The sequence below is a fragment of the Streptococcus mitis genome (assembly GCF_965111725.1).
Classification (GTDB): Bacteria; Bacillota; Bacilli; order Lactobacillales; family Streptococcaceae; genus Streptococcus; species Streptococcus mitis_DV.
The window spans coordinates 274785-287492 of sequence record NZ_OZ217341.1; the positions used below are offsets into that span (position 1 = coordinate 274785).

Genomic DNA, 12708 nt, shown 5'->3' on the forward strand with positions numbered 1-12708 from the left:
GAAAAAAATGGAAAAAATTCACCAAAAACCTACTGAATCCCCTTGAAAAATCTAGCTAAATAGGGTATAATATGAGTAATCATTTGTCGTAGGTTTTGTCTGAAATATTGTCCAGACAAGGCTCACAGCAGTTAAATCTTCTGAAAAAGTCAGATTTAGCTGCTCTTTTTGTGCTTTTTTTCAGGATTTTGAGTACTTGTAACAAAGACTTAAAGATTCTGAAAATTTATCAAAGGGACACGGTGATAGGGGTTTTACAACCATATGACGATTAGAAAAGCCTGATTGACAAGGCTTGGAACTTATTTACAAAGGAGAATCATCTTGGCAGGACATGACGTTCAATACGGGAAACATCGTACCCGTCGTAGTTTTTCAAGAATCAAAGAAGTTCTTGACTTACCAAATTTGATTGAAATTCAAACTGACTCATTCAAAGATTTCCTAGACCACGGTCTTAAGGAAGTGTTTGAAGATGTATTGCCAATTTCAAACTTCACAGACACAATGGAGTTGGAATTTGTTGGATATGAAATCAAGGAACCAAAATACACGCTAGAAGAAGCTCGTATCCACGATGCTAGCTACTCAGCACCAATTTTTGTAACCTTCCGCTTGATCAATAAAGAAACAGGCGAAATCAAAACCCAAGAAGTTTTCTTTGGTGATTTCCCAATCATGACAGAAATGGGTACTTTCATCATCAATGGTGGTGAACGTATCATCGTATCTCAGTTGGTTCGCTCACCAGGTGTTTACTTTAATGATAAAGTTGATAAAAACGGTAAAGTGGGCTACGGTTCAACTGTTATCCCTAACCGTGGAGCTTGGTTGGAACTTGAAAGCGACTCAAAAGACATCGCCTACACTCGTATCGACCGTACTCGTAAGATTCCATTTACAACCTTGGTTCGTGCGCTTGGTTTCTCAGGTGATGATGAAATCTTTGATATCTTTGGTGACAGCGAATTGGTTCGTAACACTGTCGAAAAAGATATCCACAAGAATCCAATGGACTCTCGTACCGACGAAGCTTTGAAAGAAATCTACGAACGTCTTCGTCCAGGTGAGCCTAAGACTGCTGAAAGCTCACGTAGCTTGCTTGTAGCTCGTTTCTTTGACCCACGTCGTTATGACTTGGCAGCTGTCGGTCGTTACAAGATCAATAAAAAACTCAATGTTAAAACACGTTTGCTCAACCAAACAATTGCGGAACCATTGGTAGATCCTGAAACTGGAGAAATCTTGGTAGAAGCTGGTACAATCATGACTCGTAGCGTGATTGAAAGTATTGAAAGCCATTTGGATGGTGACTTGAACAAGATTGTCTACATTCCAAATGATGCAGCCGTTGTGACTGAGCCAGTTGTTCTTCAAAAATTCAAGGTTGTTGCTCCAACTGATCCAGACCGTGTCGTAACTATCATTGGTAATGCTAATCCAGATGACAAGGTTCGTATCGTTACTCCTGCAGATATCCTTGCTGAAATGAGCTACTTCCTCAACTTGGCGGAAGGACTTGGCCGTGTAGATGATATCGACCATCTTGGAAACCGTCGTATCCGTGCGGTTGGTGAATTGCTTGCCAACCAAGTACGTCTTGGACTTTCTCGTATGGAACGTAATGTTCGTGAACGTATGTCTGTTCAAGATAACGAAGTCTTGACACCACAACAAATTATCAATATCCGCCCTGTAACAGCTGCAGTTAAAGAATTCTTTGGTTCATCACAGTTGTCACAGTTCATGGACCAACACAACCCACTTTCTGAGTTGTCTCACAAACGCCGTTTGTCAGCCTTAGGACCTGGTGGTTTGACACGTGACCGTGCCGGATATGAAGTACGTGACGTGCACTACACTCACTATGGTCGTATGTGTCCAATCGAGACACCTGAAGGACCTAACATCGGTTTGATCAATAACTTGTCATCTTACGGGCACTTGAACAAGTATGGTTTTGTTCAAACACCATACCGTAAGGTTGACCGTGAAACAGGTGTTGTTACCAACGAAATTGTTTGGTTGACAGCTGATGAAGAAGATGAATTTACTGTAGCACAGGCAAACTCTCGTCTTAACGAAGATGGAACCTTTGCTGAGAAGATTGTCATGGGACGTCACCAAGGGGTCAACCAAGAGTATCCAGCCAATATTGTTGACTACATGGACGTTTCACCAAAACAGGTAGTTGCCGTTGCGACAGCATGTATTCCTTTCTTGGAAAACGATGACTCCAACCGTGCCCTCATGGGAGCCAACATGCAACGTCAGGCTGTGCCATTGATCAATCCTCAGGCACCTTACGTTGGTACTGGTATGGAATACCAAGCAGCCCACGATTCAGGAGCTGCTGTGATTGCTCAGTATGACGGTAAAGTTACCTATGCAGATGCTGACAAGGTAGAAGTTCGTCGTGAAGATGGTTCATTGGACGTTTACCACATCCAAAAATTCCGTCGTTCAAACTCAGGTACTGCCTACAACCAACGTACTCTCGTAAAAGTTGGCGATGTCGTTGAAAAAGGCGATTTCATCGCTGACGGACCTTCTATGGAAAATGGAGAAATGGCGCTTGGACAAAACCCAATCGTTGCCTACATGACTTGGGAAGGTTACAACTTCGAGGATGCTGTTATCATGAGCGAACGCTTGGTTAAAGATGATGTCTACACATCTGTTCACCTTGAAGAATACGAATCAGAAACACGCGATACAAAGCTTGGGCCTGAAGAAATTACTCGTGAAATTCCAAACGTTGGGGAAGACGCTCTTAAAGACCTTGACGAAATGGGGATTATCCGTATCGGTGCTGAGGTTAAAGAAGGTGATATCCTTGTAGGTAAAGTAACACCTAAGGGTGAGAAGGACCTTTCAGCTGAAGAACGTCTCTTGCACGCTATCTTCGGAGATAAATCTCGTGAAGTGCGTGATACTTCTCTTCGTGTACCACACGGTGCCGATGGTGTCGTTCGTGATGTTAAAATCTTTACACGTGCAAATGGAGATGAGTTGCAATCAGGTGTCAATATGCTGGTTCGCGTCTACATCGCTCAAAAACGTAAGATCAAGGTCGGAGATAAGATGGCTGGACGTCACGGAAACAAAGGGGTTGTCTCTCGTATCGTTCCTGTAGAAGACATGCCTTACCTTCCAGACGGAACTCCAGTCGATATCATGTTGAACCCACTTGGGGTGCCATCACGTATGAATATCGGTCAGGTTATGGAGCTCCACCTTGGTATGGCGGCTCGTACTCTTGGTATTCACATCGCAACACCAGTCTTTGACGGAGCAAGTTCTGAAGACCTTTGGTCAACTGTTAAAGAAGCTGGTATGGATAGCGATGCCAAAACAATCCTTTACGATGGACGTACTGGGGAACCGTTTGATAACCGTGTTTCTGTCGGAGTCATGTACATGATCAAACTCCACCACATGGTTGATGATAAATTGCACGCTCGTTCAGTCGGACCTTACTCAACTGTTACCCAACAACCACTCGGAGGTAAAGCTCAGTTTGGTGGACAACGTTTCGGTGAGATGGAGGTTTGGGCTCTTGAAGCCTACGGTGCGTCAAATGTCCTTCAAGAAATCTTGACTTACAAGTCTGACGATATCAACGGACGTTTGAAAGCTTATGAAGCTATTACAAAAGGAAAACCAATTCCAAAACCAGGTGTTCCAGAATCCTTCCGAGTTCTTGTCAAAGAATTGCAATCTCTTGGTCTTGACATGCGTGTCCTAGACGAAGATGACCAAGAAGTGGAACTTCGCGACTTGGATGAAGGAATGGACGAAGATGTCATCCACGTAGATGACCTTGAAAAAGCCCGCGAAAAAGCAGCCCAAGAGGCTAAAGCAGCCTTTGAAGCTGAAGAAGCTGAGAAAGCAACAAAAGCGGAAGCAACAGAAGAAGCTGCTGAACAAGAATAAGCAGTTCACTTAGAATAGAAAGGGAAGAAATAGTGGTTGATGTAAATCGTTTTAAAAGTATGCAAATCACCCTAGCTTCTCCAAGCAAGGTCCGTTCATGGTCTTATGGAGAAGTCAAAAAACCTGAAACAATCAATTACCGTACCTTGAAACCAGAACGTGAAGGACTCTTTGATGAAGTGATCTTTGGTCCTACAAAAGACTGGGAATGTGCTTGTGGTAAGTACAAACGCATTCGTTACAGAGGAATTGTTTGTGACCGTTGTGGGGTTGAAGTAACGCGTACAAAAGTTCGTCGTGAGCGTATGGGGCATATCGAATTGAAAGCTCCTGTATCTCACATCTGGTACTTCAAGGGGATTCCAAGTCGTATGGGCTTGACCCTTGATATGAGCCCTCGTGCCCTCGAGGAAGTTATCTACTTTGCGGCTTATGTGGTGATTGATCCTAAGGATACACCACTGGAGCACAAGTCTATCATGACAGAGCGCGAATACCGTGAGCGCTTGCGTGAGTATGGTTATGGATCATTCGTTGCCAAGATGGGTGCCGAAGCCATCCAAGACCTGTTGAAACAAGTAGATCTTGAAAAAGAAATTGCTGAACTCAAAGAAGAGTTGAAAACAGCTACTGGACAAAAACGTGTCAAGGCTATCCGTCGTTTGGATGTTTTGGATGCCTTTTACAAGTCTGGAAACAAACCTGAATGGATGATTCTCAACATCCTTCCGGTTATTCCACCAGATCTTCGTCCTATGTTGCAGTTGGATGGTGGCCGTTTTGCCTCATCTGACTTGAATGACCTTTACCGCCGTGTTATCAACCGTAACAACCGTTTGGCTCGTTTGCTTGAGTTGAATGCACCAGGTATCATTGTTCAAAATGAGAAGCGTATGCTTCAAGAAGCGGTTGACGCTTTGATTGACAATGGTCGTCGTGGTCGTCCAATCACAGGACCAGGTAGCCGTCCACTGAAATCATTGAGCCACATGCTTAAAGGTAAACAAGGACGCTTCCGTCAAAACTTGCTCGGTAAACGTGTTGACTTCTCAGGACGTTCTGTTATCGCCGTTGGTCCAACTCTTAAGATGTACCAATGTGGTGTGCCACGTGAAATGGCGATTGAGCTCTTTAAACCATTCGTGATGCGTGAAATCGTTGCGCGTGATATCGTGCAAAACGTCAAAGCAGCTAAACGCTTGGTCGAACGTGGAGATGAGCGTATCTGGGATATTCTTGAAGAAGTGATCAAAGAACACCCAGTGCTTTTGAACCGCGCACCGACCCTTCACCGTTTGGGGATCCAAGCCTTCGAGCCAGTCTTAATTGATGGTAAGGCCCTTCGCTTGCACCCACTTGTCTGTGAAGCCTACAATGCTGACTTTGACGGGGACCAAATGGCCATCCACGTACCGCTTTCAGAAGAAGCTCAAGCAGAAGCTCGTATCTTGATGCTAGCTGCTGAGCACATCTTGAACCCGAAAGATGGTAAACCAGTTGTTACTCCATCTCAGGACATGGTTTTGGGTAACTACTATTTGACCATGGAAGAAGCTGGTCGTGAAGGTGAAGGAATGGTTTTCAAAGACCGTGATGAAGCTGTCATGGCTTACCGTAATGGTTATGTTCACCTCCATTCACGTGTTGGTATCGCAACAGACAGCCTCAACAAGCCTTGGACAGAAGAGCAAAAACATAAGGTCTTGCTTACAACAGTTGGTAAAATTCTCTTCAACGACATCATGCCAGAGGGTCTACCATACTTGCAAGAACCAAACAATGCCAACTTGACAGAAGGCGTTCCAGCTAAATATTTCTTGCCACTTGGTGGAGATATCAAGGAAGCTATCAGCAATCTTGAACTTAACCCTCCATTCAAGAAGAAAAATCTTGGAAATATCATCGCTGAAATCTTCAAACGTTTCCGTACGACAGAAACTTCTGCCCTGCTTGACCGTATGAAGAACCTTGGTTACCACCACTCAACTCTTGCAGGATTGACAGTGGGTATTGCCGACATTCCAGTCGTTGATGACAAGGCTGAAATCATTGAAGAATCACACAAACGTGTAGAACAAATCACAAAACAATTCCGTCGTGGTATGATCACAGACGACGAGCGCTACAATGCCGTTACAGCTGAATGGCGTGCTGCCCGTGAAAAACTAGAGAAACGCTTGATTGCCAACCAAGATCCTAAGAACCCAATCGTTATGATGATGGACTCTGGAGCCCGTGGTAATATCTCAAACTTCTCACAGCTTGCCGGTATGCGTGGTCTGATGGCTGCTCCGAACGGACGCATCATGGAATTGCCAATCCTTTCAAACTTCCGCGAAGGTTTGTCAGTACTCGAAATGTTCTTCTCAACTCACGGTGCCCGTAAAGGTATGACCGATACGGCCCTTAAGACAGCCGACTCAGGTTACTTGACTCGTCGTTTGGTTGACGTTGCCCAAGACGTTATCATCCGTGAGGACGACTGTGGAACAGACCGTGGTCTCTTGATCCGCTCTATCGCAGAAGGAAAAGAGATGATCGAGTCTCTTGAAGAGCGTCTCAATGGTCGTTACACTAAGAAAACTGTTAAACATCCAGAAACTGGTGCAGTGATTATCGGTCCAAATGAGTTGATTACAGAAGACAAGGCGCGTGAAATTGTCAATGCTGGTGTGGAAGAAGTGACTATCCGCTCCGTATTTACATGTAACACTCGTCATGGTGTCTGCCGTCACTGTTATGGTATCAACTTGGCGACTGGTGATGCGGTTGAAGTTGGTGAAGCAGTTGGTACAATCGCTGCCCAATCTATCGGGGAACCTGGTACACAGCTTACAATGCGTACCTTCCACACGGGTGGGGTTGCCTCAAATACCGATATCACTCAGGGTCTTCCTCGTGTACAAGAAATCTTTGAAGCCCGCAATCCTAAAGGGGAAGCAGTTATCACAGAGGTTAAAGGACAAGTTACAGCTATCGAAGAAGATGCATCAACTCGTACTAAGAAAGTCTTTGTTAAGGGCGAAACTGGCGAAGGTGAATACGTCGTTCCATTTACCGCTCGTATGCGTGTAGAAGTTGGAGACCAAGTAGCGCGTGGTGCTGCTCTTACAGAAGGTTCTATCCAGCCAAAACGTCTCCTTGCAGTTCGTGATGTCTTGTCAGTTGAAACTTACCTTCTCGGTGAAGTGCAAAAAGTTTACCGTAGCCAAGGGGTAGAAATCGGTGACAAACACATCGAGGTAATGGTTCGTCAAATGATCCGTAAAGTTCGTGTCATGGATCCAGGTGACACAGATCTCCTCATGGGGACCCTCATGGATATCAATGACTTTACAGATGCCAATAAAGATGTCCTTATCGCAGGTGGAGTTCCAGCGACAGGTCGCCCAGTCCTTATGGGAATTACCAAAGCCTCACTTGAAACTAACAGTTTCTTGTCAGCGGCTTCCTTCCAGGAAACAACTCGTGTCCTTACTGACGCAGCTATCCGTGGTAAGAAAGACCATCTCCTTGGACTTAAAGAAAATGTTATCATCGGTAAGATCATCCCAGCAGGTACTGGTATGGCTCGTTACCGTAACCTTGAACCACATGCTATCAACGAAGAAGAATACCTTAATCCTCCAGTAGAGGAAGAAGGGAATGAAGAAACAACAGAAGTAGTTGTGGATACTGCCGTTGAAACTGTGGAAGAAACAGTAGAATAAAAGAGAATGAGAGAGCCTTCGGGTTCTCTTTCTCTTTTCTGAAAACTTTCTCCATTTTTCCATGAAATATGGTAAAATAATACTCAATGAAAATCAAAGAGCAAACTAGGAAGCTAGCCGCAGGTTGCTCAAAACACAGTTTTGAGGTTGTAGATGAAACTGACGAAGTCAGCTCAAAACATAGTTTTGAGGTTGTAGATAAGACTGACGAAGTCAGCTCAAAACATGGTTTTGAGGTTGTGGATAGAACTTACGAAGTCAGTAACCATACCTACGGCAAGGCGGCGTTGACGTGGTTTGAAGAGATTTTCGAAGAGTATAAAAGAAAGAAGCTGACAAAGGAGACGGGTATGGAACAAACATTCTTTATCATTAAACCAGACGGTGTAAAAAGAGGATTAGTGGGTGAGGTGTTGAAACGCATTGAACAACGTGGATTGACAATCGAAAAATTGGAGTTGCGTTCACAGGTTTCAGAAGAGTTGGTTGACCAGCACTATCAGGACTTGGTTGCCCAAAGTTTTTACCCACCGATTCGTGAATTCATGATTTCAGGACCAATCCTTGTGGGTGTCATTTCAGGTCCCAAAGTAATTGAAACTTGGCGGACCATGATGGGTGCTACTCGTCCAGAAGAAGCTTTACCAGGAACTATTCGAGGTGATTTTGCAAAAGCTGCTGGAGAAAATGAGGTTATCCAAAATGTTGTACATGGTTCAGATTCAGAAGAGTCAGCTAAGCGAGAAATTGCTCTTTGGTTTTAAGAGTGGATTGGCTCAATCAATTGGTTAAAAGCTCATTTGAATAGAAAGTATAGTCACATAAAAAAGAAAGGACTAACTTCGTCCTTTCTCATTCTTAGCTTTTCTTCAACCCACTACAGTTAACAAAGAGTCTTAATTCTTAAAAATTGATAGAGTTGACAAATGGTAGAAAAAAGCCCTTTTTACTAAGTTAAGTATCAACTACAGTTACGATTAGCATTCGTTACCGAACCCATTCGCCATTATAATTGACAGAATAGCCATCTACGGTCGTATTCACTGCCAAAGCACCTGAGCTATAAGCATAGTACCATTTGCCATTAACCTGGAACCAACCTGTCTTCATATCTCCATTACTTGCATTTAGATAGTACCATATTGAACCATCTTTCACCCAACCTGTGGACATTGCACCTGATGAACGAAGATAGTACCAGTTATTACCAACATAAGCCCAACCTGTTGCCATTGCACCTGATGAACGGAGGTAGTACCACTTATTGCCAATTTGCTTCCAACCAGTTTGCATGATACCAGTTTCTGAATCTAGATAGTACCAAGCTGAACCATCATTTATCCAACCTACACGTCTTTCACCACCAAGATTCTTATTCCCAGAATTTCCTGTTTTTGCTAGGTAATACCAGTTAGATTGATCATAAAGCCAACCTGTCTTTAAATAATGATCTTGATCAAAGTAGTAGTATGCTAATTTAAGAACTTCGGGACCTTCCCAGCCTTCACCATGTTTTTTCCCAACGGTTAAGGAATATTTTAGCTCTAATTCTTGCCAACCAACAAACTCTTGTAGCACTCCATTTTCGTCAAAGTAGTACCATTCTGGCATTGGGGAACCTTCTAATCTGATACCATTAGGGTAAGGACCAATTGTATATCCTTTAACTGGCATTGGAATGTACTGCCAACCAACAACCATTTCGCCATTATAATCAAAATAATAGGTCTTCCCATCAATCACTCGCCAGTCCGTTTCTTTGAGGTCCCCCTTTTTGTAATAGGTTCTACCGTTTTCTTGGACAAACTGCCATCCTTCAGAGTTATCTGCAAATACTGTATTCGTAGCTAGCAAACCAAAGAAAATTACTGTTAGTCCAGCTTGCATAGTTTTTTTCAAAAGTTTCATTTATATATACCTCCAATATTAAATCCACTCACCAGATGAAGCGAAATTATAAACTTTCCCATCAATAGTTTGGCTACCTGTAACCATTGCTCCACTTGAATTGAGATAATACCAATTTCCTCTCACTTTTATCCAACCGGTTTTCATGTCTCCATTTTTATTATCTAAGTAATACCATCTGCCTCGTACATATTTCCAACCTGTTGCCATTGAACCAGAGGTTTCCAGATAATACCATTTCCCATTTACTTTTTGCCAATCTGTGAGCATCTTACCGGAGGCGTCTAGATAGTACCAAGTGTCATTTATCTTTTGCCAACCTGTTTGTTTCGTACTGTTCTTATAATAGTACCAAGTACCACCAATCAATTTCCAACCATCAATAGAATGCCCTCGAATAACAGAGTAGATGAAAGATAGAGCCTTCTCATTTAACTTGACAGCATAATTCATTTGTTCTGCCTCACTCCCATTGGTATGAACTCCGACAACCCTATTGGTAGAATCATATACTGCTGAACCGCTTGCACCACGCAAAGTATCTACTTGATAGAATAAAAAATCATTTGTATCTTGAAGTATCGTTTTTGTATCAGTATACATCTGCTTAATATCCTTATTAACAGCAGAATATCCCGTAACTGTTACATCTAGATTTTTAGTATTTTCTAAATTATTTGGAAGTCCTAACGTCCCCAATTGAGCACCAATCGGTTCTTCCAAAATTAAAACTGCTAAGTCATAGGTAGTAAGCTCATTTGGAGCAGTATTTCGAAATTCTTTTAAATAACGAACTTCTTTGACTTTTATTTCACCAAATGGATTACTATCTGGAGTAGCCGCAGGCATAATCTCTACTTCAGTCGCTTCTGTTTTGGATTCACGGTCATAAACGACATGAGCTGCTGTAATCAAAACATTGTCTTTGATAAAGGAAGCACTTCCTCTACCTGTACCTATTTCTACTGAATCGGCATTTTTAAATTTGAATGTTGCTTTTACATAAGCTGATGTAGAGTAAGGATATTGTAAAGTATTTTTTACCTTAACTAAATCATTTTTGCCAATAATGACTTCTGACTGATTTGTATAATATTGACCATAAGTCGGTGAAACATCGGGAAGTGAAAAATTATTAGTTCCTGGATCCTCTTGTAATGTTTCACTTACCTCATACTCCTCGCCTGTACTTGAAATAACAGTCAACGCAGATACTGTCGGTAGCTGACTAGCTAATAAAGTACTAGCAATAATTGAAATACCGAATTTGCGATAAAATGTTTTCTTCATTTTTATAATTCATTCCTTTCGTTTCACTCAAGGCACAACACAGAATGAAAAGGTGTTGTGCTCTTTATTTTGTTTTATAATAATAGTGAGAAAGCCTATCACTACTACAAATCACGGGGAGGTGAATAAGTGAGTGGTATAGCCACTACCTCGCATATTTATAGGTGTCATTCTTTCCATCAAGCACAAGAACTGTGACTAGGAGCACGTAAACTTATAATTGAATAAGCGACTCGTTTGTGAAAGGAAAGGATAGTCAAGGGATAGGCAGACTCAAATTTGGTGAAGGGAGACCCCTAGTGTTAAAAATTATTTATCCTATTAGGATACCCAAAATTTGGAGAGATAAGCAATCAACTAATTTTTATTTTTTTCAAACTTGCCCCTACAATTTTTAATGAATAATAAAAGCGAATATACTAGAGACTAATTCTATTCCATTATTCTTTAATCTGCCTTTCCAACATCAAGTCCATTCGATTTTTTTTGTGATTGTACTCGAATCTCCAATAGTTTATTCTTCTTAATAAACTATTGGTAAGGAATTGTGTTACTAAACGTAAAAACATCTAGTAATGCTAATATAGCTAATTTTTGAATTCCACGATTTTTCTTCATTCGTGAAACCCTTTTTTTTTATTATCCTTATTTTAACAGATATATTTTATTTAGCCAAGCATTTTTATGTAATTTTTAACTTTTTTTTGTTTATTACCACAAAGAATTATTTATTCCTTTAACTTGCTATTTTGAACTAAAAATTTTATAATGAAATTAAGCAAATAGGAAGGTTTATTATCTTTAATGAATACACTCGCAGAGAAATTCAGATTGAAAAGAAAAGAGTTGAGACTCTCCCAACAAACTCTTGCAGAAGGAATTTGTGAACAAAGCCAGATTAGTAAAATTGAGAGAGGGCATTTCATTCCCTCCGCAGACCTTTTGTTCAAACTCTCACAACGACTCGAAGTGCCATTAGATTATTTTTTTAATGAACAAATTGAAATTAAATCTAACCTCTCTAATTTCAAGCAATTATCTGCTCGACTATTAGACGATAGAAATTATGACAATTTGGAATATATTTATAGAATAGAGATTGAACGAAGTACTTTTCTAACACTAGAAGACCGAACTTACCTTGAATGGATTAAAGCTATTATTGACTTCTATCAATATGACAGTAAGTGTGAGGCTATTTCGTCATTGGAAAATATATTATTAAAAGTCTCCTCAAATACTCTGATTTATTTAAAGGCGTTGAATACTCTATCTAATTTCTATTCCTTAGTAGGTCGTGAACAAGATTATGAAGCAAACTACTCTCATTTGATGGAGTTATATCAGACAAAAAATTTTGAGCATCAAGAGTTTTTATTTGGCTACATCAGAGTTCGTTACAACTACGCTCACTATCTAGTGTCAAAGGAAAAATATAATGAAGCCATCCAAGAAGCTCTTGAGACGATTGAACTCTGTAAACAAAGACAGACAAGCTACCAACTGGCTCCTCTACTTATTCTTGTAGGAAATGCTGGAGCCAAATTTCTAGACAGAGAACAAGTCAAAAATTATTATATGGAAGCAAGAGAGCTATGCAAGATTTATAACAATCCTTTAATGCTGATGAAGATAGAAAATTATTTGAAGGAATTAGATACTGTTTAGTTAATCTTGACATTATAGTTTTTCTGAAACGTTAAATAACCTGTAAGGCTGATAGTGAAATGAATACTATCAGCCTTATTTCAATTTATATTCTTCCAAAATCTCTTCAAACCACGTCAGTTCTATCTGCAACCTCAAAACAGTGTCTTGAGCAACCTGTGGCTAGCTTCCTAGTTTGCTCTTTGATTTTCATTGA

6 protein-coding genes and 1 pseudogene are annotated in these 12708 nt (G+C 41.1%); 4 read left to right on the forward strand and 3 right to left on the reverse strand.

Annotation, left to right across the window (positions count from 1 at the left end):
• Positions 1-324 precede the first annotated feature (324 nt).
• The 3 genes from rpoB (at position 325) to ndk (ending at position 8410) form a co-directional block, all read left to right on the forward strand.
• Positions 325-3936, forward strand: coding sequence for a DNA-directed RNA polymerase subunit beta (gene rpoB, locus ACLV7Q_RS01480; protein WP_218757213.1), 3612 nt, complete (start codon positions 325-327; stop codon positions 3934-3936).
• 32 nt (positions 3937-3968) lie between these two features.
• On the forward strand, positions 3969-7646 hold the full coding sequence (gene rpoC, locus ACLV7Q_RS01485) for a DNA-directed RNA polymerase subunit beta' (protein WP_000228746.1): 3678 nt from the start codon (positions 3969-3971) through the stop codon (positions 7644-7646).
• Between the two features lie 350 nt (positions 7647-7996).
• Positions 7997-8410, forward strand: coding sequence for a nucleoside-diphosphate kinase (gene ndk / locus ACLV7Q_RS01490; protein ID WP_218757231.1), 414 nt, complete (start codon positions 7997-7999; stop codon positions 8408-8410).
• A gap of 223 nt (positions 8411-8633) precedes the next feature.
• Here the strand turns inward: ndk and cbpJ are convergent, their stop codons facing one another.
• The 3 genes and pseudogenes from cbpJ to ACLV7Q_RS01505 form a co-directional block, all read right to left on the reverse strand.
• Positions 8634-9554: a choline-binding protein CbpJ gene (gene cbpJ, locus ACLV7Q_RS01495; RefSeq protein WP_218757212.1), complete on the reverse strand. Its 921-nt coding sequence runs from the start codon at positions 9552-9554 to the stop codon at positions 8634-8636.
• Between the two features lie 18 nt (positions 9555-9572).
• Positions 9573-10514: a trypsin-like peptidase domain-containing protein gene (locus ACLV7Q_RS01500; RefSeq protein WP_411866014.1), complete on the reverse strand. Its 942-nt coding sequence runs from the start codon at positions 10512-10514 to the stop codon at positions 9573-9575.
• 777 nt (positions 10515-11291) lie between these two features.
• Positions 11292-11462: pseudogene (locus ACLV7Q_RS01505) on the reverse strand (PhrA family quorum-sensing system peptide).
• Between the two features lie 186 nt (positions 11463-11648).
• On the opposite strand from ACLV7Q_RS01505, the gene ACLV7Q_RS01510 reads away from it, so the two are divergent.
• Positions 11649-12512: a helix-turn-helix domain-containing protein gene (locus ACLV7Q_RS01510; RefSeq protein ID WP_218757210.1), complete on the forward strand. Its 864-nt coding sequence runs from the start codon at positions 11649-11651 to the stop codon at positions 12510-12512.
• Positions 12513-12708: the final 196 nt, after the last annotated feature.

What these genes read in the sequence shown, in the direction of transcription:
- ndk (WP_218757231.1), top strand. Translation starts at nt 7,997, where the DNA reads ATGGAACAAACATTCTTTATCATTAAACCAGACGGTGTAAAAAGAGGA.
- cbpJ (WP_218757212.1), bottom strand. Translation starts at nt 9,554, where the DNA reads ATGAAACTTTTGAAAAAAACTATGCAAGCTGGACTAACAGTAATTTTC.
- ACLV7Q_RS01510 (WP_218757210.1), top strand. Translation starts at nt 11,649, where the DNA reads ATGAATACACTCGCAGAGAAATTCAGATTGAAAAGAAAAGAGTTGAGA.